Here is a 23,005-nt window from a genome sequence, read left to right on the forward strand (position 1 = left end):
GCTTTACCCTTGCCGCGTTCTTCCGCTGTGCGTTTCAGCCATTTCCTGCCGTCATTAGTGCTTTTGCTTGCGGGGCTTGCGGCTGCGTACGTGAAGGATCTGAACGTCTTTTTCACCTCGCTGTTCAACGTACTGCCAACGCTGGTCTTGTTGCTCGGCGGTGCTTACTGCGCGGTTTACCGACGTCAACGTGAGCTGTTTCTGATGGTCACGGTGTACATCGCCTACTTCCTGCTCGACACCCAGACTGATTACTACCGCGACAATGGCAAAGTCCGTGAAGACGCCGCGGTGGTCTTCCATCTGTGTTGCCTGTTGCTGCCGCTGCTCTTTGGCTTGTTCGCCGCCTGGCAGGAGCGCACCCACCTGTTCCAGGACATGGTGGCGCGCTTCGCGGTATTGATGGCCTTCGGTAGCGTAGCGTTGGGGCTGGAACAAAGTTACCCACAGGCGCTGTTGATGTGGCTGTCGGAGATCCGCTGGCCAGCGTTGCATGGCGCCTGGATGAGCCTGATCCAGTTGTCTTATCCCGTGTTCATCGCCTCTTTCGTGCTGCTGGCCTGGCAATACTGGCGCAACCCGAGACCCTTGCATGCTGCCCAACTGGTGGGTTTGCTTGGGTTGTTCTGGATGTTGCCGAAAACGTTCATCCTGCCGTTCACCCTGAACATCATGTGCAGTCAGGTGATGTTGATGATTGCCGCAGCGGTCGCCCATGAGGCCTATCAAATGGCCTTCCGCGACGAGCTTACCGGTCTGCCGGGCCGCCGCGCCTTGAACGAGCGGATGCAGCGGTTGGGGCGCAATTACGTGCTGGCGATGAGCGACGTCGATCACTTCAAGAAATTCAACGACACCCACGGCCACGATGTCGGCGACCAGGTGCTGCGACTTGTCGCCAGCAAACTGTCGAAAATCGGCGGAGGCGGTAGGGCATATCGCTACGGCGGTGAGGAATTCGCCCTGGTGTTCGCGGGCAAGACCCTAGAAGAGTGCATGCCGCACCTGGAAGTCATCCGCGAATCCATCGCCACCTACAACATTCAGCTGCGCAATCAGGACAGCCGCCCCCAGGACGACCAGCAAGGTCGCCAGCGCCGGGCAGGTTCGGGCGCCTCAAGTGTGTCGGTCACCGTCAGTATTGGTGTCGCCGAACGACTGGAGCAGCGTACCCCCGAAAAAGTGCTCAAATCCGCTGACGAGGCGCTCTACAGCGCCAAGGGTGCGGGGCGAAACTGCGTGGTGGCGTTCGGTCAGAACCGTCGCGGCGCGGTGCGCATGGACGCCGCTAGTGATTGAGTGATGATGACGCATTCAGCGTCTGGACTGTGATTGTGAGGGCGGGGGCGCGGCAGTAGGTTTGGGGAATCTGCTGCCGGAGAAATGACTATGCCTGAGTACAAAGCCCCCCTGCGCGACATGCGCTTTTTGATCGACCACGTCTTCGATTTTCACAGCAACTACGCCGCGCTGGGCGCCACCGATGCCAGCCCGGACATGGTCAATGCGATTCTCGAAGAAGGTGCAAAGTTCTGTGAGAACGTTCTCGCACCGCTGAACCGCAGCGGCGACGAAGAAGGCTGCCATTTCGACAATGGCGTGGTCACGACGCCTACAGGCTTCAAGCAGGCATTCGCACAATACGTTGAAGGCGGCTGGCATGGCCTGGCGGCTGATCCGGTTTACGGTGGCCAGGGTTTGCCGAGTTCACTGGGGCTGGTCATCAGCGAAATGGTCGGCTCCAGCAACACCTCCTGGGGCATGTACCCCGGCCTGACCCACGGCGCGATGTCGGCAATCCACGCCCATGGCACTGAAGAACAAAAACAGACTTACCTGAGCAAACTCACCGCCGGCCAATGGACCGGCACCATGTGCCTGACCGAAGCCCATTGCGGCACCGACTTGGGCATCATCCGAACCCGCTCGGTACCTGCGGCCGATGGCAGTTACGCGATCTCTGGCAGCAAGATTTTCATCTCCGCCGGCGAGCACGACATGAGCGACAACATCATTCACCTGGTGCTGGCGAAACTGCCGGACGCTCCAGCCGGCACCAAGGGCATTTCGCTGTTTATTGTCCCTAAATTCCTACCTAATGACGAGGGTGAGGCGGGAGAGCGCAACGGCGTTTCCTGCGGCTCGATCGAACACAAAATGGGCATCAAGGCTTCAGCCACCTGCGTACTGAACTTCGACGACGCCAAGGGCTTCTTGATCGGTGAGCCGAACAAGGGCCTGAACTGCATGTTTACCATGATGAACCATGCACGGCTGGGCACCGGCATGCAGGGATTGTGTCTGGGGGAGGCAAGCTTTCAGGGCGCGATCAAGTACGCCAACGACCGCCTGCAGATGCGCTCGCTGACCGGCCCGAAAGCGCCCGAAAAAGCCGCCGATCCGATCATTGTTCATCCTGACGTGCGCAGGATGTTGCTGACCATGAAGGCCTTCAACGAAGGCAACCGGGCGCTGACTTATTTCACCGCGCAGTTGCTGGACGCGGCGCATCTGAGCCCGGATGAAACGGCGCGCCAGGAGGCCGAAGACCTGCTGGCGTTCCTCACGCCGATCTGCAAAGCCTTCATGACCGATACCGGGCTGGAAGTGACCAACCACGGCATGCAGGTGTTTGGTGGTCACGGATTCATCCGCGAGTGGGGCATGGAGCAGTTGGTTCGTGACTGCCGGATCGCACCGATCTATGAAGGCACCAACGGTATTCAGGCGCTGGACTTGCTTGGAAGAAAAGTCCTCGGCAGCCAAGGGAAATTGCTGCGCGGCTTCACCAAAATCGTCCACAAGTTCTGTGCGGCAAACGCCGGACATCCGCAACTCGCCAGCTACGTGGCGCAGCTCAACGACCTGAATCAGCAGTGGGGAGAGGTGACCACCAAGGTCGGTATGGCCGCGATGAATAATCCGGATGAAGTGGGCGCGGCTTCGGTGGATTACCTGATGTACAGCGGTTACATCATCCTCGGCTATCTGTGGCTGCGCATGGCGTTGGTCGCTCAGGCTCAGCTCGATTCGGGCAGTGGCGATGCCGATTACTGCCAGGCAAAACTGGCAACCAGCGAGTTTTACTTCAAACGTTTGCTGCCACGTACGGCTGCCCATCGCGCGGCCATCGAGGCGGGCAGCGATTGCCTGATGAAGCTGCCTGCGGAGCTGTTTGCGCTATAGTTTTTCAAATCGTCGGAAAAGAGCCCGCCTGGTTGCGGGCTTCTTTATTGGTTGGATTGTTTGTGACTATAAATAACAAAACGGTCACGTGCTGACCCTATGTGTCGTAAAAGTTGTTGGGTTACACTCGAACCCAACGAAAGTATCACTCCTACGAATCACCTGTTTAGATCTTGCGAGGTTTGCCATGGCTGACTACAAAGCGCCCCTGCGCGATATGCGCTTCGTCCTCAATGAAGTTTTCGAGGTCGCCAAACTCTGGGCCGAACTGCCTGCGCTCGCCGAGACTGTCGATGCTGAAACGGTCGAAGCCATTCTCGAAGAGGCCGGCAAGGTCACCAGCAAAAGCATCGCGCCCCTGAGCCGTGCGGCTGACGAAGAGGGTTGCCATTGGGCGGACGGTGCCGTCACCACGCCGGCAGGTTTCCCACAGGCTTATCAGACTTACGCTGAAGGCGGTTGGGTCGGTGTCGGTGGCGATCCGACCTACGGCGGCATGGGCATGCCCAAGGCTGTTTCGGCTCAGGTCGAAGAAATGGTCAACTCCGCTAGCCTGTCGTTCGGTCTGTACCCGATGCTGACCGCGGGTGCCTGCCTGTCGATCAATGCCCACGCCAGCGAAGCGCTGAAAGCCGCGTACCTGCCGAACATGTACGCCGGCGTCTGGGCCGGCTCCATGTGCCTGACCGAACCGCACGCCGGTACTGACCTGGGCATCATCCGCACCAAGGCTGATCCTCAGGCCGACGGTTCCTACAAAGTCAGCGGCACCAAGATCTTCATCACGGGTGGTGAGCACGATCTGACCGAAAACATCATCCATTTGGTGCTGGCCAAACTGCCGGATGCACCCGCAGGCCCGAAAGGCATCTCGTTGTTCCTGGTGCCGAAGTTCATGGTCAATGCCGACGGCAGCCTGGGCGCGCGCAACCCAGCTAACTGCGGTTCGATCGAGCACAAGATGGGCATCCAGGCGTCCGCGACCTGCGTGATGAACTTCGACGAGGCCGTGGGTTACCTGGTCGGCGAGCCGAACAAAGGCCTGGCGGCGATGTTCACCATGATGAACTACGAGCGTCTGGGTGTTGGTATCCAAGGCCTGGCCACCGGCGAGCGCTCGTACCAGAACGCCGTCGAGTACGCCCGCGACCGTCTGCAAAGCCGTTCGCCGACCGGCGCGCAGAACAAGGACAAAGTCGCTGACCCGATCATCGTCCACCCGGACGTGCGTCGCATGCTGCTGACCATGAAAGCCTCGAACGAAGGCGGTCGCGCCTTCTCGACCTACGTGGCCATGCAACTGGACACCGCCAAATTCAGTGAAGACGCGACCACCCGCAAACGCGCGGAGGATCTGGTTGCACTGCTGACTCCAGTGGCCAAGGCGTTCCTCACCGACCTCGGTCTGGAAACTACGATTCATGGACAGCAGATTTTCGGCGGTCACGGTTACATCCGTGAGTGGGGTCAGGAGCAACTGGTGCGCGACGTGCGCATCACCCAGATCTACGAAGGTACCAACGGCATTCAAGCGCTGGACCTTGTAGGACGCAAGATCGTCGGCACCGGCGGGGCGTTCTACAACCTGTTCGCTGACGAGATCCGTCATTTCACCGCGACCGCCAGCGCAGACCTGGTGGAGTTCACCAAACCGCTGAACGATGCGGTGACCACCCTCGACGAACTGACCGCCTGGTTGCTCGACCGGGCGAAAAACAACCCGAACGAAATCGGTGCGGCCTCGGTCGAGTACCTGCAAGCCTTCGGTTATGTGGCCTACGCCTACATGTGGGCACTGATGGCCAAGGCTGCCTTGGGCAAAGAAGCGCAGGACGATTTCTACGCAAGCAAGCTGGGCACGGCGCGGTTCTATTTCGCACGCTTGCTGCCGCGTATTCACTCATTGAGCGCGTCGGTCAAGGCCGGCAGCGAGTCGTTGTTCCTGCTGGACGCAGGACAGTTCTGACAATGAAGCGTCGTGTAAGCATTTTCTTACATGACGTGCTGCTCTTCTCCCATAGATGAAGATTGGATCCACAGCTAATCTACTTCACATGGACGTCGCGCAGGAAGCGCAAAGCAACAACACGGACACGTAGGATTCTGCCAGGACGGCGGAGTGAAATGGATGTCAGGGAAACAGTCTGCAAAGCCCCGCTTCGGCGGGGTTTTCTTTTGTCCTGCAGAAAGTGCTCAGCTCATTTCATCTAGCGTTGCCGGGCTGCTCAAACGCCCTCCGAGCCATTCATCACTTCTTCCAGCAGCGTACGCCATAAGGCCAGCGAGGCTTGTTGTCGCTGCACATCCCGACACACCAATCCGACTTTCAGCGGCACCCTCGGCTCGGCAGTGCCGCAAAGGGATTGCCGTCTGATCAGACCCGTCCTACACGAATTCCCGAACCGTCTCGCGGTACAACGCATCGCCCCATGCCTGACTCTTTTGGCGTGGGGCGTTTTTTTGTCTCTGCGTTTTGCCAAACGCATTTCAGTGCTTGAGCGGTAGCGGGATCAATGGTTTTTTAAAAGGACCGGCAAGGAATGCCGGTGCCGGTGAAACAACATTGTTGTGGAACTGGCTTTGAGTTCTATACCACTGAGTGGTATGTTTCTGGAAGGGATGCCGATGCCACCAAGGTTATTCAAGACAACGCGTTTTGCGATGCAGGCCGGAAAGGCCTGGGTCGGTGATGATGAGCTTCGGGAGGCATTCACCGAAATGCTCAATGGCCAGGCGGACAATCTCGGCGGCGAGGTCTGGAAGAAGCGCTTGAATGCCAATCGCCATCGATCGATTGTTCTGGCAAGGGGTGGGCATTACTGGATTTATCAGTTGCTGTTTGCAAAGAAGGATCGGAGCAATATCAATTTTGCGGAGCTGACAGAATTGCGCGGTTTAGCCAAGGTTTATGGCGCATTGACCGAGATGCAAGTCCAGCACTTGCTGGACGCTAAGGAGTTTGTGGAGCTATCCCATGAGTAAAAAATTCAAAAGTGAAGTATTTGAATCGATACACGAATCGGCCAGTGCCTTATTTGCCATCGGTGCAATCAGCAAGGCAACCATGCGCGAATTCGATGAGTCGTGCCTTGCAACAGTTCCAGACGCGATCCCCGCTGAGCAGATCAAAGCGCTGCGCGAGCGCAACAATGTCAGCCAACCGGTGTTCGCGCGTTATCTGAACACCAGCGCCTCGACGGTTAAACAATGGGAAGCGGGAGACAAGCACCCCAGCGGCATGGCGCTGAAGTTGCTGAGCATCGTTCAGAAACACGGTCTTGAGATACTGGCCTGAAGAACCGCACTGAACCCTGACGAACGGTACAGGTCGATTAGCTGTAGGCTCACACGAGCCAACTTTAAATCAGGAGCTGCCCCATGGACTTTATTCGCATCATCATCGCCATTCTGTTGCCGCCACTGGGTGTGTTTCTGCAAGTCGGTTTCGCCGGCGCGTTCTGGCTGAATATCCTGCTGACGTTGTGCGGTTACATCCCCGGGATCGTGCATGCGGTGTACATCATCGCCAAGCGCTGAGTTTCTCGGCGTCAGATAGATCGCTTTCGCGGGCAAGGCTTGCCCGCGAATGGAGCGCTGCGATTTCAGTCCGCCAGCGCCATCACCCTTCGATAAAACAACCACTCCTGCTCCAGCGCGTGGGCCTGATTACCTGCCTTGCGAAAGCCATGGCGTTCGTCAGCGTAGTAATGCGCTTCAACCAGAATGCCGTTGTCCTGCAACGCCGTGACCATGTCGCGGGTCTGTTGAGGAACCACCACAGCGTCCAGCTCACCCTGAAAGAAAATCACCGGCACACTGATGTTGCCCGCATGCAGTAGCGGTGTTCGTGCAGCGTAGCGTTCGGCATCCTGCACCGGGTCGCCGATCAGCCAATCCAGATAATCGCCTTCGAACTTATGGGTCGTCCGGCCCAGTGCCGCCGGATCACTAACGCCATACAGGCTGGCGCCGGCGCGGAAGACTGTGTGAAAGGCCAGCGCACACAGTGTGGTGTAGCCGCCGGCACTGCCACCGCGAATAAACGCCTTGTTGCCGTCGATCAGTCCGCGTTCGGCAAGATGAGCGACGACTGCGCAGGCATCCTCCACATCCACTTCGCCCCAACTCAAGTGCAGCGCTTGTCGATAAGCCCGGCCATAGCCACTGCTGCCGCGGTAGTTGAGGTCGGCCACGGCGAAGCCGCGTTGCGCCCAGTACTGGATGCGCGGATCGAGCATGGGGTAGCAGGCCGAAGTCGGGCCACCGTGGATAAACACCACCAGCGGCGGTTTTGCTTCACCGGTCATCGCTGGATAGAAAAAGCCGTGTGCCTCGCCCGAACCGCTCGGGTAGCGCAGGGTTTGCGGGACGCTGATCTGTTCGGCGGGCAACGGTGCAATTGCGCCAGCCAATGTTTTGACCTGCCGGGTTTGGCGGTCGATAGCAATGACTGCCGACGAACTGATTGGCGAGGCGGCGATGCAGTAAATGAACCGCTCATCCAGCGCGAGATGGCGGAACCGGCTGTAATCGCCAGTGAAATCTTCACGGGAGTCACCACAAAGGCCCAGTCTGCCAAACCCGTTTTCGGTCCAGCTTGCCAGATAGCTGCCTTCGCTCAGCGGCAACCAGGTGCTGCCACCCAGCTGCCATGGCGCTGGTCCATGATCGGCAACGGCACTCGGCAGCGGTCTCAGGCCGTCTGCCGATTCCACCCAAGGCTGCCAGTAGCCGCCGCGATCAGTCAGGCAAAACAGGCGGCTACTTGCATCGAACTTCGGTTGTTGCAGCGATTCCTCAGCGTCTTCGCCAGCCACGCAACGCGGCAGAGTAAAACTGCCATCGTCCTGGCGTTCGGCAACCATCAGGCGAGTCGCGGTCCATGGTTGATCCGGACGACTCCACTCGATCCACGCCAGTCGTTGCGCATCGGGACTCAACGTTGGCGCGGCATAGAAGTCGGCGCCTTCGGCCAGCAGATGACGTACGCCGTCAGCCACATCAATAGCCACCAGACGATGCCGATCGCGGTTTTCTTCAACCGCCAATACCTGCCCATTAGCGAACTGCAGATCGCCGTATCGGCATTCGCCTGAGCTCAGTAACTCAGGCATCTCGCCTGCCAGCGACTGCCGATACAGCTGTTGGTCCGCCTCGTTGACGAACACGATTGCGTCATCGGTCAGACAGAATGCGCCGCCGCCATATTCGTACACGCGACTGCGCGCACTGAAGCCCACTGGTGTCAGGCAATGCGCCTGGCCATCACGCCAATGCCAGATCCGGCAGGCGGCATCCTCGGGTCGGTACTCGTTCCAGAACAAACCTTGCCGGCCGACCTGCAACTCGGCGAAGTCGATGCCGGCCGCGACAGCCCTGGCAGCGCTGAAGGGTTCAGCTTTTAGCGATGAGTCGTGAATTTCGTTCATTGCGAAACGCCAGTTGTTCGATGGTCTGGGTCGCGTGCTCGGCTTCTTCGCGAGCCTTGAGGATCACGCCGTGATGTTCCGACTTGCTGCACACCGGGTCGGCATTGCTCGCGTCCCCCGTGAGCATGAATGCCTGGCAGCGACAGCCGCCGAAGTCTTTTTCTTTCTCGTCGCAGGAGCGGCACGGCTCGGGCATCCAGTCGTAACCGCGGAAGCGGTTGAAGCCGAATGAGTCGTACCAGATGTGCTGCATGCTGTGGTCGCGCACGTTGGGAAACTGCACCGGCATCTGTCGGGCGCCGTGACAGGGCAGGGCGGTTCCGTCCGGTGTGACGGTAAGAAAGATGCTGCCCCAGCCGTTCATGCAGGCTTTCGGGCGCTCTTCGTAATAGTCCGGGGTGACGAAAATCAGTTTGCACGGATGCCCTTCGGATTCCAGTTTGGCGCGGTATTCGTTGGTGATGCGTTCGGCGCGGACCAGTTGTTCCTTGGTCGGCAACAGACCGACCCGATTGAGCTGCGCCCAACCGTAAAACTGGCAAGTGGCGAGTTCCACAAAGTCCGCCTCAAGGGCGATGCACAACTCAATGATCCGGTCGATCTTGTCGATGTTGTGCCGATGGGTCACGAAATTCAGCACCATCGGATAGCCGTGGGCTTTCACCGCGCGAGCCATTTCCAGCTTCTGGGCGAAGGCCTTTTTCGAGCCGGCCAGCAAGTTGTTCACTTGTTCGTCGCTGGCCTGAAAGCTGATCTGAATGTGGTCCAGGCCGGCCTTCTTGAAGTCGCTGATTTTCTGCTCGGTCAGGCCGATGCCCGAGGTGATCAGGTTGGTATAGAAACCCAGCTTGCGCGCCTCGGCAATCAGCTCCGCGAGGTCCTGGCGCACCAGCGGTTCACCACCGGAAAAGCCCAACTGGGCTGCGCCCATTTCCCGCGCTTCGCGCAATACCTTGATCCACTGCTCGGTGCTCAGTTCTTTACCTTGCTCGGCGAAGTCCAGCGGATTGGAGCAGTACGGGCATTGCAGCGGGCAGCGATAGGTCAGCTCGGCCAGTAGCCACAGCGGCAGGCCGATTTCCGGTTTTGGCGGCAACTTGACTGACAAGGCGTCAGGCAAGTTCGATCCAGTGCTGAGCACGGGCGACCTCCATGAATTGCTCGATGTCGTCACCGAGCTCGGGCACGCCGGGGAACTGCGCGTCCAGTTCGGCGATGATCGCCGCGACATCACGCTCGCCATCGATCAAGCCGCCAATAAGCGCAGCGCTTTCGTTGAGTTTGATCATGCCTTCCGGGTAGAGCAGCACATGACCTTTTTGCGCCGGTTCGTACTGGTAGCGGTAGCCCTGACGCCAGATCGGGGTCTTGCTGCGATCAAAACTCATAAGGTGATTCCTTTGTGCCAAACCCGTTGCTCGGTCACGCTGTGGTACGGCGGGCGATTCAATTCGTAGGCCATGCTCATGGCATCGAGCATGCTCCAAAGAATGTCGAGTTTGAACTGGAGAATTTCCAGCATGCGCTCTTGGCCGACCCGCGTCGTGTAGTGCTGCAAAGTGATCGCCAAGCCGTGTTCCACGTCGCGGCGCGCCTGGCCCAGGCGCGTGCGGAAATATTCGTAACCGGCCGGATCGATCCACGGGTAATGCTCCGGCCAGCTGTCCAGGCGCGACTGGTGGATCTGCGGCGCGAACAGTTCGGTCAATGAGCTGCTGGCGGCTTCTTGCCAACAGGCCCGGCGGGCGAAGTTGACGTAAGCGTCCACGGCAAAACGCACGCCGGGCAGTACCAATTCCTGAGAGCGCAGCTGATCCGGGTTGAGGCCAACGGCCTGGCCCAGGCGCAGCCAGGCTTCGATGCCGCCTTCTTCGCCTGGGGCACCGTCATGGTCCAGCAAGCGTTGAATCCACTCACGACGAATCTCGCGGTCCGGGCAGTTGGCGAGGATCGCGGCGTCCTTGAGTGGAATGTTCACCTGATAATAGAAACGGTTGGCGACCCAGCCCTGGATTTGCTCGCGCGTTGCCCGGCCTTCATACATCGCCACGTGATACGGGTGATGGATGTGGTAGTAGGCGCCCTTGGCTCGCAGGGCCGCTTCGAATTCGGCGGGGGACATTGCTGTGTCAGTCATTTCGGTTCTCCGGGAACAACCGGTGGTTTCTGAGGTGTCAGTTCGGACGCCTTCGCGAGCAAGCTCTGCTCCTACAGGGGGATGCGATCAACTGTAGGAGCGAGCGGTGCGGCGGTCCGACTTGCCCGCGAAGGGGCCATCCGCTACAGCACAATACTCATGCCGTCGTAGGCCACTTCAACATCGCGTCGAGCCAGTTCTGCACGCTCAGGCGAATCCTCATCAAGAATCGGGTTGGTGTTGTTGATGTGGATAAGCACTTTGCGCTGCTTGGGCAGTTGTTCCAGCACCTCCAGCATGCCGCCGGGGCCGTTCTGTGCCAAGTGGCCCATTTCCCTACCGGTGCGAGTGCCAACGCCACGACGCTGCATTTCATCGTCATCCCACATCGTGCCGTCCACCAGTAGGCAATCGCTGCTGGCCATGATCTCCAGCAGCGGTGCGTCGACCTTGCCCAGGCCCGGTGCGTAGAACAGTTTGCCACCGGTATTGAGGTCTTCGACGATCAGGCCGATGTTGTCGCCCGGGTGTGGGTCGAAGCGGTGCGGCGAGTACGGCGGTGCGGCGCTGCGCAGCGGCAAGGGGGTGAAGCGCAGGCTCGGACAGGCCGGGATGGTGAAGCTTTGGTCAAGTTCGATGCAGTTCCAGGTCAGCCCGCCGTTCCAGTGGGTCAGCATGGTGAACAGCGGGAAACCGGTGCTCAGGTCTTCGTGGACCATGTCGGTGCACCAGACCTGGTGCGGGCAACCCTCGCGCAGACTGAGCAGGCCGGTGGTGTGGTCGATCTGGCTGTCCATCAGGATGATCGCGTTGATGCCGGTATCGCGCAGGGCGCGGCCTGGTTGCATCGGGACGAAGCTCTGGAGCTGGGCGCGGATGTCCGGCGATGCGTTGCACAACACCCAGTTCACGCCGTTATCGGAAATCGCGATGGACGACTGGGTCCGCGCCTTGGCCCGCAGGCTGCCGTTGCGAAAACCTGCGCAATTCACACAGTTGCAGTTCCACTGGGGGAAACCGCCCCCGGCGGCGGAACCTAGAATCTGGACGAACATGGGTGCTCCATCATTTCAACGCTGAAAACAAAAACGCCTCGGCAAACCGAGGCGCTGAACCAAGCGTTCTACCTAAACGGCAGAACTTAGCGGCTTGCGAAATACATGGTGACTTCAAAGCCGATACGCAGGTCGGTGTAAGCAGGTTTGGACCAGGACATAGAAGCGCTCCTTCAGGTGATGGGACAGTTTAGATCTATACATATAGTCCACCTCCAGCTGGAGATGTTCAGATAGTTAGGTGGCTATGTTACTCAAAATTTCAGGTCGATTGGCCGGGAATCTTTGAGAAAGCTAATTGCAGCACTGGTAATGATCATTTTGCCGCTTGCCAAGGCGAGGCCGGGCAAGGTCCGCTGGCCAGACAGCGCCAACCACCTTCTGCCTGATTCAGTCGATGGGCTGCGGCCAGTAACATTTCACGGTCGATCATCAGAATCGTCTGAGGCAGAAGCTCCAGGTAATCCGACGAGTGGCCAGCCAGTTTGCTTTGCCAGAGCAGTTCAGCGCCCTGCGTATCGGGTAGCGCCGCGTGATCGAATTGATCGGCCAATGCCTGGCGCTGGTCGATGAAGGTCACGTCATCAATGTCGTTGATCATCCCGGCCAATCCGCTCAGGAAATGTTCGATGTGTTCCAGCAGATCCTGAGGGGCGACACTGGGCGATTGCACGCCGAACAGCAGCCCCGTCTGCCCATGGATCTGCCGCAGGGCACTGAACACCGCATAACCGAGCTGAAGCTCGACCCGCAGGCGTTGGTAAAACGGCGTCTGGCAGAGATGAGCGAGCAAGCGCCAGGCGGCTTCGTCAGCGATGTCCCGGGTTGCGGTCGGACAGAAGAGTAACAGCGCGTGTTCACTGGACCCGGTATCGACAGCGCTCCAGAGACGCCGCGCGCTTATCGGGGAGGGTGGCGTCAGTTGATTGCCCGCAGTGCCGGGCACACGACTCAAGGCAAAGCCCATCGCCGCTTGTGTCTGGGCGGACAGACCGGTCGCCAGACCATCCCAGCGCGCACTTGACCAAAGTTGCGTAAGGTCGTCCGAGTCAGCGGTGCACTCAAGGAGGTGATCGGGCAGCGCTTTAAGCAGCTGTCGAATCGGTATCAACGCAACGCTCGTGGGTGTTTCTTGTGAGAAACCGGCATCAGGCTTTGTCAGCTCTGTCAGTGCATGTTCCAGGATTACCGGCATCGGCTCCTGTAGCCCGGTCATTTTCAGCAGCCATTCATTGCCTGATGCGCTGAAGGAAAAGTCGACACCTGCCTGATGAGCGTCTTCACGCAATGGCTGCAGACGGTTTTCCAGGCTTGCCTGAAGGTTGCTACGAGGTGCCGAGTCCAGACGCCAGCGCAGGTAAACGGCACCTTCGGCAGTGTTATCCGGCAACGCCTGACTGAACTGCATGGGCGAACGTTCGCGACGGCCTCGCGAACGATCCTGGGCAAAGGTCCGCAGGCCTCGGTGTTTGCTGGTCTGGCCGCGGATAAGTCCGGCGCTCGGGGCCGGAGCCTCGGCGCGCAAAAACGGATTGGGTGTTGGCAGTTGCCATTGGCCGGTGAAGTTATCCACAGCGCCGATTTGTTTCAGTATTTCCTTGAGCGCTGTAACGCTCGATTCGGATAACCCTGTTTCACGCTGCTCGCAGTCCAGCCGGGCCAGTTGCAGGGCACCGCTGACGTGCTGCTGGCGTTGCAGCAGGGTGGCGTATTCTTCGCGCAACCCCGTCCAGGGTTGCTGTGAGGCAAAGAATCCAAGCCAATCCAGTAGTTGCTCGCGGATCCCAGTGGGAGTCGCCTTGGCAGGCACCGTGAATTCGATGTGCAATAAGGCCTGGTCGGCGAATTGATACAGCGGCGCGGCTCTCAGGCTGTCAGCCAGCCCGCGCTCACGCAATTGCGCCAGCAGACCACCGGGTTTCGCAGCGTTCAACCAATGGCACAGGAACGCCAACGCTTCGGGCGATACCTCTGGTAGCGCTTCAAAAGTGAAAAGCAGGTCTAACCGACGCTCTCCAGACTGTTGATAACTATTGTCCGAAGATTCCCTCAGCGGCGTAGGCGTTTGTTGCGGGACTGTTTTGCCCTCGGTAATGACGGCCGCGAATGCGTGGGCCATGCCTTTCAACTCATCCAGACTCTGCGGCCCGGCCAGGCTCAAGGTCATCTGCCCGGTCTGGTAAAACCGCTGATAGAAATCCTGCAGGGATTGCTGAAACTCCGGTTGCCCCACCGGCAGGCTGTCACGGTTGCCGGCGTGAAACCCTCGCAGTGGGTGCGCCGCTGAAAGGCCATCGAAGAGTGCAAATTGCTGCTGAGCGGCCGTATCCCGAAACCATGCGACAAATTCTGCGTGCAGCACTTCCCGTTCCCGCCGCTGATCGTCCGTAGTCATACGCGGATGAGCGAGCATGTCCGACAGGCGCTCCAGTCCCCCGGAAAACGCCTGAGGCGGTAATTCGAAAAAGTAGTCCGTGGTGCGTTCGCTGGTCTTGGCATTCACCTGACCGCCATGACCCTGGACGTAGGCCATCAGCCCAAGGCCAGCGGGAAAGCTCTCTGTACCGAGAAACAGCAGGTGTTCGAGAAAGTGCGCCAGCCCGGGCCATGCCAGTGGCACGTCATGGCTGCCAGCAGCGACTCGCAACGCAGCAGCACTGCGCTTCAAATCGGGCACATGACGCAACGTCACCCGCAGACCGTTGGCCAGGGTTTCAGTGTGAAGATGGGGGTGGTTCAGCGCAGGCATGAGCACTTCCAGAACAGAGAAGCGCTAATGCTAGCGGATCAGCGCTTGTTCAGCTCGCTGTAAAGCTCGGGGCGGCGATCGAGCAGATAGCGATTGGCAGCGCGGGAATTGACCATCAACTGTCGATCCAGCTCGCCCACAATCAACGCTTCATCCAGCCCGGCCTGGGCGATACGGCTGCCATCCGGCGCGGCGATGCTGCTTTGGCCGCAGTAATGGATGTCGCCTTCGTGGCCGCAGTAGTTGGCGTAAGCCACATAACATTGGTTTTCGAAGGCCCGGGCACGGACGGTGACATCGGCAACAAAATCGAAGGGAATCATGTTCGCCGTCGGCACCAAAATCAGCTCGGCACCGGCCAGGGCCAGGCGTCGGGCGTTTTCCGGGAACTCCATGTCGTAACAGATCAGGAAACCGAGCTTCCAGCCATTGAGCTCGACCAGCGGGAAATCATCCCCTCCGGCGCTGAACATAGAGTGATCGAGGTCGCCGAACAGGTGAGTCTTGCGGTAGTTGCACAAGCGCTCACCATTGGCATCGATCAACTGCACGGCGTTGTAGATCTGCCCGTCCTCGGCGCGCTCGGGGTAGCCATACAAAATGGCGATCCCGGCCGTCTTGGCAATGCGCGCGATCTGTTGCGCCGACTCACCGTTGTACACCTCCGCCAGCACGCTGACCGCGTCGAGGCCGATGTTGTAGCCGGTCAGGAACATCTCCGGCAGCACCAGCAAGTCTGCACCCTTGGCTTCCAGCGCCAATTGATGCAGGCGTTGCAGGTTGCCAGCAACCTCCAGGGGTAGCGGTGGACATTGGTAAAGGGCTACGCGCATTTCGGATTCCTCTTACTCGGGCAAGGCGATCGGACCGATCTCGTTGAACACATCTCCTGGACCCAGGTTCTCGGCGTGAGTTTCACCGCCGAAGTGTTTCATGATGCCCCACACCGCATTGAGCGAGGTCTGCACCGCGCCTTCGACCCAGGCTGGCGTCCACGAAACGTCGTCGCCGGCGATGAAGATGCCGCGTTGCTCGGCCGGCATGTCGGCCTGCATGAAGTGCGCGTACATGCGCTGGTTGTAGCGGTAGTGGCCGGGCAGGGCGCCTTTGAAAGCACCGAGGAAATGCGGGTCGGCTTCCCAGGACACGGTGATTGGATCGCCGATGATCCGCGCGGCGATGTCGACTTTCGGGTAGATCTTTTTCAACGCGTCCAGTGCCAGCTTCACGCGCTTTTCCACCGGGTGCGGGAGCATTTTCAACGCGTCGCTCATCCACGAGTACGACAGGCAAATCACGCCGGGCTTGTCGTCGCCGTTGTCGAACAGGTAAGTGCCGCGGGTCAAGCGATCGGTGAGGGTCATGCTCATCAGGTCGCGACCGGTTTCCGGATCCTTGTCCTTCCAGAATGGCCGGTCGACCATCACGAAGGTTTTCGACGATTGCATGTAGCGGGTGCGGTCCAGGGCCATCCACATCTTTTGCGAGAACAAGGTTTCGTCGCATTCGATCTGGGTGGTCAGCAGCCAGCTCTGGCAGGTGGTCAGCACCGCCGCATATTCGCGTGTGTCGCCGTAGTTGTCAGTGACCGTAAAACGGCCGTTCGGTGCGTGGGCGATTTTTTTCACACCGGAACGTGGTGCGCCGCTGTGCAGCGAACTGAGGCTGGTGCCTTCAGGCCAGTGCACGCAACGCTCCGGCACATGGCGCCAGATGCCCAGCGGCACTTGTTCCACGCCGCCGACCACCAAGTGCTGGTGGTCGTCGCAGTTGGTCATGACCACGCGGAAGATTTCCAGCATCGAGTTCGGGAAGTCCGAGTCCCAGCCGCCGGTACCGAAACCGACCTGGCCGAACACTTCGCGATGATGAAAAGAGAGCTTGGCGAAGGCTTTGGAAGTGGCAACGAAGTCGTAGAAGGTGCGGTCGTCCCACAGCGGAACGAGGGTGTTCCACAGGTCTTTGAGGCGCGGTACATCGCGGTCGCGGATTGCTTGCTGGATGTCAGCGAACTGCGAACCGGCTTCCAGTGCATCGGCCCAGGCATCGGCGACTTCCTGGAACAGTGCAGGAAGATCCGCCAGTTTCTGTGCGTAATGGGTCTGGCCTTCGAGGTCGATCACCGTGCTGCCCGAGGCAGGTGTCAGCGGGTTCGGGAAGGGTTTGGTTTGCAGGCCCAGCTTGTCGACGTAGTGATAAAACGCGGTGGACGACACTGGGAAGCGCATGCCGCCGAGCTCGGCGACGATGCCTTCAGCACCGTTGAATGCCTGGGAGCGCAGACGGCCGCCCATTTTCGAGGCTTCGTAGACGACGGGTTTGAGGCCCAGTTTCATCAATTCGTACGCCGCCACCAGACCGGCGATACCGGCGCCGACGATCGCTACCTCGGCGCCATGGTTGTGCGCAGGGATGCTGCCAAGGCCGGCCGGGTGCTCGATCCAGTCGTCAAAGGCGAAGGGAAAGTCCGGACCAAAGATGGTGACTGGTTTTTTACCGTCTGCAGGATGGCGATTGTTCTTGTTCATGGCTGACCTTGCTGGCGACCCGACGCGGGATGCGCGTCTGAGTATAGGAAAAGATGGCAGCCATTCTAGAGAGCGTAGAACACGTTAATAAGACGCAATGTGTCGTCGTTTTGCTTGTTAACACTGCAATTAGACGAGCACTACGAACAATTTGGATTAAACCGGCTGGCCGCGATCAATCTTGCTGCTGAGAATGATCGAGGTCGTGGTCTTCTCCACGCCATCCACGCTGCCAATTTGATCGAGCAACTGATCCAGTTGCTCAGGTGAGTCGGTGCGTAACCACGCCACGTAATCAAATTCGCCACTGACCGCGCACAACTGCTGCACCTGAGCCATCGCGCTGAGACGTCGCAACACTTCCTTGCCCGAGCGTGGTTGCACCGTGATCCCGACATACGCCTGCAAGCCGCCATCCACGAAACGTTGACCTAAACGCACGCCGTAACCGGTGATTACTTTGGCCTTTTCCAGCCGAGCCAATCGCGAAGTGACGGTGGTGCGAGCGATGCTCAATTGTCGCGCGAGCATGGCCACGCTCTCCCGGGCATTGATTTGCAGGGCTGCGATCAATTGGCGGTCGATTTCGTCAAGAACGGGTGGGCGAGTGTCAGGCAAAGGTCGTCTCCAGCAGCACAGATCAATGGGTTGGCATGTTACAGGCACATCCCGCGCAGCGCTCGTGGGCGGGGTGACTACGTGATTGCGTACGCGTTGCCGAAGTAAAGTCTGAAACGCAGGTACGAAAAAGCCGCGCAATTGCGCGACTTTTTTGGCTGAGCGAACTGACCCGTCTGTACTTCCCATGGCGATAGCTTAGCGCTACGCCATCAACAGGACGATAGGATGGACAGCAACAGTCACTCGTAGTCGAATGCGAAATCGAGGGATGCGAGGTGATGGAAATGACGAACAAGATGCCTCCCGCTATACGGGACCATGCAATGCAGATTGCGCATCACGAAATGGGGCATTACGTCATGGCCCGAGCTCTGGGGTTTGCAACGGGCGGCGTGACCCTGACAGTGACCATGGACTTAAGACATAACGGGGGCGCTTCCATCACCTTGGCGCGATCCATTTCGTCGATAGACGCGATGAAGGAGCATTTGGAAGCCCGGATGATGGTCCTCCTTGCTGGCGCTATGGGGCAGACATTGCCTTCAAAACATTCGGCCGAAAAACGCGTCGATAAGTCGAAAGCGGCAACCATCCTGAAAGGAGAGCTGGGGGCAGAACAGGACTACGCAAAAATAAGGGAGTTACGGCACTTGCTGCGCAATATCGCCTACCCCGACACGGTTCCGGCTTCGTCTGACCGCGTAACGGCTGAGCTGAAAGAGATTACCGATCGCGTGTGGTTTCGGACTCAAGAAATCGTAGAGGAATTGGCCGATACGATTACCGGATTGGCAGGAGCACTGGTGGACGGCATGGTCATCGTGGAGCAGTGGGGTAGGGCGGCGGATACGTATGAGGTCGTGTTGACGGGGGAAATGCTTGAACGGATGTGGCCCGTGCAGGCTAGCTGATAGGGGCGCGACGCGGACGTTGAATAGCGCTTGGTTCGAGCGATAAATCAAAGGGGTGAAGCCGATGGTTTCAGTTCTGAAGTTGGGACGAGTCTGTTTTGCTCATGGTGTATCTCCTAAGCTTGAGGAGCTGCCACGTTCGTTTCCAGGCGAATGGGTGGCAGCTGTGCGCAGGTTGGAAACCGGGAGCCTAGGAAACCGGCACGTCCGAAGACGTCCCACGCACAGCCGCCATGACACAGCGATTGCAGCCGTAAAACGTCTGCGGTCATGTTGGGCGCGTTGTTGCGATTCGCTCGTCGGGTTTCCAAGCCCGATCGCTGAATGGTCAGCGACGTCCGGAGAATATCCCGTCGAAGAAAAGCACAACATGGCACGAAGCAAACTGAATTAAACATCAGGTACGAAAAAGCCGCGCATTGCGCGGCTTTTTTGTTTGGTGGGCCCACACGGACTTGAACCGTGGACCAAAGGATTATGAGTCCTCTGCTCTAACCAACTGAGCTATAGGCCCTCAGTAGGCCGCGGATTATAGCGACGGTTTCTCCGCTGTGCTATCCGAAAAGTCTGAAATGGCTATACGAAGAAACGTCGCGGAAAATTCGTCGGGTGGCAAGGGCAGGCTGACGATGTAGCCCTGGATCTGTTCACAGCCTTCGGCAGCCAGGAATTGCTGCTGCGCGAGGGTTTCGACGCCTTCGGCAATGATGGTGAATTGCATGCTGCGGCCCAGGGCAATGATGGCGCGAACGATGGCTGCATCGTGGGGATCATCTGGCAGGCCACGGACGAAAGACTGGTCGATCTTGAGAATGTCCAACGGCAGACGTTTGAGGTAACTCAAGGACGAGTAACCGGTGCCGAAGTCGTCGATCGCCAGTTGCACACCCAGGTGTTTGAGTTGGTGCAGTACTGCCAGTGCTTCTTCAGCCTGGCTCATGATGAAGTTTTCGGTGATTTCCAGTTGCAGGAAACCGGGTTTGAGGCGGTTGTCCTTGAGCAATTGTTCGATCCGGCCAAGCAGGTTCGGCTGACGCAACTGAGCTCCCGCGAGGTTGACCGACAGCGGGCCGACTGGTTCGTACACCCGATTCCACTCGAACATCTGCCGGCAGGCGGTTTCGAGAACCCAATCGCCGATTTGCAGGATCATGCCGTTTTCTTCGGCCAGCGGAATGAAGTGCTCCGGCGGCACATCGCCGAAGGTCGGGTGGCGCCAGCGAATGAGCGCTTCTGCGCCGACCAGGCGATGGTCGCCCAAGCTGATCTTCGGTTGATAATGAAGGTGCAGCTCATTGCGCTCGATCGCGCGTCGCAGTTCATGTTCCAGTGCCACTCGCTCGCTGGCTTGAGCGGTGAGGTCGCGGGTGTAGCTTTCGACCCGGTTGCGACCCTTGGCCTTGGAGCGGTACATCGCCGCATCGGCGTTCTTGACCAGCGTGGCGACGTCGCAGCCATCCTTGGGATACAGGCTGGTGCCGATACTGGCGCTGATAAAAAACTCATGTTCGCCGGCCTGGAACGGTGCGGCGAAACAATTGAGCAACTTGGCCGCGATGTTGTCGGCGTCACTGGATTGCTGCAGCCCCGGCAGCAGGATGATGAATTCGTCGCCGCCCAGTCGCGCCACGGTGTCGATGTCACGCAACTGTTCCTTGAGGCGCACGGCAATGCCCTTGAGCAGCAGGTCGCCGACCGGGTGACCCAGGCTGTCGTTGATGTGTTTGAAACGGTCCAGGTCCAGGAACAGCACCGCGCCCTGGCCACCGTTTTCCTGCTGGTTGTTGAGCGCGGTCAGCAATCGGCTCTCGAACAGCGTGCGATTCGGCAGGCCGGTCAGCGGGTCGTGGTGTGCCTGGTAATCGAGCTTGGCCTGGGCGTGTTTGAGGCTGGAAATGTCCGCGAACACCGCGACAAAGTGGGTGACGAATTTGTCCCTGTTGCGCACCGCACTGATGGTCAGCCAGCTCGGGTAGAGCTCGCCATTCTTGCGCCGGTTCGAAATTTCGCCCTGCCAATGACCTTCGGCGGTCAGCTGATGCCACATGGCGGCGTAGAACGCGCTGTCATGCAGGCCTGAGGCGAGCAGGCGAGGGGTGTGACCCAATGCTTCGCTTTCGCTGTAGCCGGTGATTTCGGTAAACGCACGATTGACCGCGCTGATGTGCTGTTGAGTGTCGGTGATCAATACACCCTCGGCGGTGCTCTCGAATACTGTGGCGGCCTGTTGCAGTTTCTCCTGCATCAGGTGTCGCTCGGTGATGTCCCGGGCGATGGTCAGCATGCAGTCTTCATCGCCGATCGGCAGCGGACGGCTGGACACCTCGCAGAGGCGGATCTGCCCGTCGCTGCGGCGTATATGGCAACTGAAGTCGCGGACGAAACCGTCCCGGTGAAGCAAATCGAGCATCTGTTTGCGTTCGTTGAGATTGACCCAGATCCCCAGCTCGAGGACGGAGCGATCCACGGACATCGCGCTATTGAAACCGGTAATGCGACTGAAACCCTCGTTGACTTCAAGCAGTAAACCGTCGCTCTGCCGGGACAATAGCAAGCCGTCGGGGGAAGCATGGAAGGCCTTGGCGAATTTCTCTTCGGAGGTCTGCAGCTGTTTCTGGGTTTCCTTTAGCTGGCTGATGTCCCGCACCACCACCACCAGCGCAGGGGTTGTATCGAGGTCGAACGGTTCCGCGGAGATCAGGCCGGTAAACGCTTGGCCATTGTTGCGGCAAAAGGGCATCTCCAGGTTACGGATGCTGCCGGCCTGCAACCGCTGCAACAAACCCGGCCCGACGCCGGGTATGCCCCAGATATTCAGGTCGGTGGCCGTCTGGCCGATGACGTCTTCGGCCTTGAGGCCGATCTGTTCTTCGAACGCTTCGTTGACCTCCAGCAGGCAGCCGTCGGAGAGCCGCGCGATGACCAGAATGTCCGGGCATTGCTGGAACACCGAGGCGAACTTCTGTTCCGACAGGCGCAACGCCTCTTCAGTGCGCTTGGCTTCGCTGATGTCGATCATCAGCCCGCGCATCACCGGTTCATGCCCATGCTCAATCAGGCTGACGATATCGCGTACCCAAATGCAGCGGCCATCGGCGGTGATGACCCGGTAATCGAGGCTGTGATCGCGCCCGGCCAGTACTTCGTGATCGCAGAAGGTCTGGGCGCGGGTCAGGTCGGCCGGGTGGATAATGTTGCGCCAGAAGCCCGGAATCAGCCAATGAGACAGGGGGTAGCCGAGTAGATCCTCGGCATGGGGTGACACATAGCTGTAAGTGAAATCGCTGATCCGCGCTTCCCAGGCGATGGCCGAAAGGCTCTCCACCAGCCCGCGGTAGTGGTATTCGCTGCTGCGCAGTTCTTGTTCAAGATCGACCCGGCGGGCAATTTCTGAACTCAGTCGGCGGTTGATCTGGATAACCACCGCCAGCACGATGATGAGCACCAGCAACCCCGGTAGACCGTAAACCAGCAGATCGGTCCAGAAGGTTCGATGATCGAGGACGTTACCGACCCAGTGCTCCTGAATGGCATTGATTTCGTCCGAGGTCATGTCGGCCAGGACTTTATCCAGAATGCCGACCAGCATTTTGTTGTCCTGAGGCACGCCCATAGCCAGTTGGTAGCGATAGGGGGTTTCGCCGCTGACGTAGAGCCCGTCGAGCTTGAGCTGGCGCAGGCTCCAGACGCTGGAGGCGAGATCGCCTACCACTGCGTCCACTTCATCGGTTGCCAGCGCTTGCAGCGCTGAGCTGACATTGGGCATCGCCACCAGATTCAGGTCGGGATTGTGGGTGCGCAACAGCTCGTGGGGGGCGTAGTTTTCCACCACGGCGACTTTCAGGCCATACAGGTCTTCGAGATTGCGTGGTTGGCGGCCTCCGACATGGGCAAGGATGACAATCGGAAAGTCCAGGTAGGGGCGGGTGAATGACAGGTAAGCCTGGCGCTCCGGGGTCGACATGATGCCCGGCAACAAGTCCAGCTTGGCTTGTTTGGCCTGTTCCAGGACGACTGTCCAGCTAACGGGCTCGATGGGCGTCAGCTTGATGGCCAGGCGTTGGCGAATCAGGTCGATATAGTCTGCCGCAAGGCCCTGATAGCGGCCCTGATCGTCGCGAAACTCGAAGGGAGGCCATGAGGCATCGACTCCAAGGCGTAAATCCGGGTGTGCCGCCAGCCAGCTACGTTCTTCGTCGGTCAGCGTCAGCGCGCCAGCCGTTGCGGTCCAGGTCAGTAGCGACAGCAAAAAAAGCACGGTCGGCAGTCTGGGCATAACGGTCTCGTTATGGCTCGGGGGAATGGTTCGAGTGTAGACGGGCAATTCGGCGGGAGCGAAGTGCGGGGGATATTATCTGCATAAAGCAAAACCCCCGGCCTGGGCCGGGG

Annotated in this window: 18 protein-coding genes, 1 tRNA gene and 1 pseudogene; 7 read left to right on the plus strand and 13 right to left on the minus strand. The window is 59.0% G+C overall.

What is annotated here, in order from left to right:
- The first annotated feature begins 9 nt into the window (after positions 1 to 9).
- From ACYZT0_RS28280 to ACYZT0_RS28290, 3 genes are all read left to right on the plus strand, one after another.
- Positions 10 to 1,299, plus strand: a complete 1,290-nt coding sequence (locus ACYZT0_RS28280) for a GGDEF domain-containing protein (RefSeq protein ID WP_462043960.1) — start codon at positions 10 to 12, stop codon at positions 1,297 to 1,299.
- A gap of 90 nt (positions 1,300 to 1,389) precedes the next feature.
- Positions 1,390 to 3,186 carry an acyl-CoA dehydrogenase C-terminal domain-containing protein gene (locus tag ACYZT0_RS28285; protein WP_462043961.1) on the plus strand — a complete coding sequence of 599 codons (1,797 nt, stop codon included), beginning with the start codon at positions 1,390 to 1,392 and terminating at the stop codon, positions 3,184 to 3,186.
- Positions 3,187 to 3,373: 187 nt separating this feature from the next.
- On the plus strand, positions 3,374 to 5,152 hold the full coding sequence (locus tag ACYZT0_RS28290) for an acyl-CoA dehydrogenase C-terminal domain-containing protein (protein WP_462043962.1): 1,779 nt from the start codon (positions 3,374 to 3,376) through the stop codon (positions 5,150 to 5,152).
- Positions 5,153 to 5,379: 227 nt separating this feature from the next.
- On the opposite strand, the pseudogene ACYZT0_RS28295 reads toward ACYZT0_RS28290, so the two are convergent.
- Positions 5,380 to 5,534: pseudogene (locus tag ACYZT0_RS28295) on the minus strand (LysR family transcriptional regulator); the annotation flags it as partial.
- A 277-nt stretch (positions 5,535 to 5,811) separates the two neighbouring features.
- Between ACYZT0_RS28295 and ACYZT0_RS28300 the strand changes: the two are divergent.
- The 3 genes from ACYZT0_RS28300 to ACYZT0_RS28310 all read left to right on the plus strand — a co-directional run bounded on the left by ACYZT0_RS28300 (position 5,812) and on the right by ACYZT0_RS28310 (position 6,723).
- Positions 5,812 to 6,168, plus strand: a complete 357-nt coding sequence (locus tag ACYZT0_RS28300) for a type II toxin-antitoxin system RelE/ParE family toxin (protein ID WP_462046650.1) — start codon at positions 5,812 to 5,814, stop codon at positions 6,166 to 6,168.
- The gene (locus tag ACYZT0_RS28305) at positions 6,161 to 6,481 is read left to right on the plus strand and encodes a helix-turn-helix domain-containing protein (protein WP_309674434.1); all 321 of its coding nucleotides are present in this window, start codon (positions 6,161 to 6,163) and stop codon (positions 6,479 to 6,481) included. The genes ACYZT0_RS28300 and ACYZT0_RS28305 overlap by 8 nt, the downstream gene beginning before the upstream one ends.
- Before the next feature lie 83 nt (positions 6,482 to 6,564).
- Entirely contained in the window at positions 6,565 to 6,723 is a 159-nt protein-coding gene (locus tag ACYZT0_RS28310) for a YqaE/Pmp3 family membrane protein (protein ID WP_007904205.1), read from the plus strand.
- A 65-nt stretch (positions 6,724 to 6,788) separates the two neighbouring features.
- Here the strand turns inward: ACYZT0_RS28310 and ACYZT0_RS28315 are convergent, their stop codons facing one another.
- The 10 genes from ACYZT0_RS28315 to ACYZT0_RS28360 form a co-directional block, all read right to left on the minus strand.
- Positions 6,789 to 8,615: a S9 family peptidase gene (locus ACYZT0_RS28315; protein WP_462043963.1), complete on the minus strand. Its 1,827-nt coding sequence runs from the start codon at positions 8,613 to 8,615 to the stop codon at positions 6,789 to 6,791.
- Positions 8,581 to 9,723, minus strand: a complete 1,143-nt coding sequence (pqqE, locus tag ACYZT0_RS28320; RefSeq protein WP_462046651.1) for a pyrroloquinoline quinone biosynthesis protein PqqE — start codon at positions 9,721 to 9,723, stop codon at positions 8,581 to 8,583. Before pqqE ends, ACYZT0_RS28315 begins: the two co-directional genes overlap by 35 nt.
- A 4-nt stretch (positions 9,724 to 9,727) precedes the next feature.
- Positions 9,728 to 10,003: a pyrroloquinoline quinone biosynthesis peptide chaperone PqqD gene (gene pqqD / locus ACYZT0_RS28325; protein WP_462043964.1), complete on the minus strand. Its 276-nt coding sequence runs from the start codon at positions 10,001 to 10,003 to the stop codon at positions 9,728 to 9,730.
- Positions 10,000 to 10,752 carry a pyrroloquinoline-quinone synthase PqqC gene (gene pqqC, locus ACYZT0_RS28330; protein WP_462043965.1) on the minus strand — a complete coding sequence of 251 codons (753 nt, stop codon included), beginning with the start codon at positions 10,750 to 10,752 and terminating at the stop codon, positions 10,000 to 10,002. The genes pqqD and pqqC overlap by 4 nt, the downstream gene beginning before the upstream one ends.
- 143 nt (positions 10,753 to 10,895) lie before the next feature.
- A complete protein-coding gene (gene pqqB / locus ACYZT0_RS28335; RefSeq protein WP_462043966.1) occupies positions 10,896 to 11,807 on the minus strand; it encodes a pyrroloquinoline quinone biosynthesis protein PqqB in 912 nt (303 codons plus the stop codon).
- Between the two features lie 86 nt (positions 11,808 to 11,893).
- A complete protein-coding gene (gene pqqA / locus ACYZT0_RS28340) occupies positions 11,894 to 11,968 on the minus strand; it encodes a pyrroloquinoline quinone precursor peptide PqqA (RefSeq protein WP_009045898.1) in 75 nt (24 codons plus the stop codon).
- Positions 11,969 to 12,123: 155 nt separating this feature from the next.
- Positions 12,124 to 14,556: a pyrroloquinoline quinone biosynthesis protein PqqF gene (gene pqqF / locus ACYZT0_RS28345; protein ID WP_462043967.1), complete on the minus strand. Its 2,433-nt coding sequence runs from the start codon at positions 14,554 to 14,556 to the stop codon at positions 12,124 to 12,126.
- Positions 14,557 to 14,594: 38 nt separating this feature from the next.
- Complete coding sequence (locus tag ACYZT0_RS28350; protein ID WP_462043968.1) at positions 14,595 to 15,389, minus strand: carbon-nitrogen hydrolase family protein; 795 nt, start codon at positions 15,387 to 15,389, stop codon at positions 14,595 to 14,597.
- Between the two features lie 12 nt (positions 15,390 to 15,401).
- Positions 15,402 to 17,084, minus strand: a complete 1,683-nt coding sequence (locus tag ACYZT0_RS28355; RefSeq protein WP_462043969.1) for a flavin monoamine oxidase family protein — start codon at positions 17,082 to 17,084, stop codon at positions 15,402 to 15,404.
- Positions 17,085 to 17,240: 156 nt separating this feature from the next.
- On the minus strand, positions 17,241 to 17,702 hold the full coding sequence (locus tag ACYZT0_RS28360) for an Lrp/AsnC family transcriptional regulator (protein ID WP_462043970.1): 462 nt from the start codon (positions 17,700 to 17,702) through the stop codon (positions 17,241 to 17,243).
- A gap of 287 nt (positions 17,703 to 17,989) precedes the next feature.
- Between ACYZT0_RS28360 and ACYZT0_RS28365 the strand changes: the two genes are divergently transcribed.
- Positions 17,990 to 18,616, plus strand: a complete 627-nt coding sequence (locus tag ACYZT0_RS28365) for a peptidase M41 (RefSeq protein ID WP_462046652.1) — start codon at positions 17,990 to 17,992, stop codon at positions 18,614 to 18,616.
- Positions 18,617 to 19,053: 437 nt separating this feature from the next.
- Here ACYZT0_RS28365 and ACYZT0_RS28370 read toward each other — a convergent pair.
- Positions 19,054 to 19,130 (minus strand) — tRNA-Ile (locus ACYZT0_RS28370).
- Between the two features lie 15 nt (positions 19,131 to 19,145).
- Complete coding sequence (locus ACYZT0_RS28375; protein ID WP_462043971.1) at positions 19,146 to 22,892, minus strand: EAL domain-containing protein; 3,747 nt, start codon at positions 22,890 to 22,892, stop codon at positions 19,146 to 19,148.
- Positions 22,893 to 23,005 lie beyond the last annotated feature (113 nt).

The organism is Pseudomonas sp. ZS1P83, from assembly GCF_054897825.1.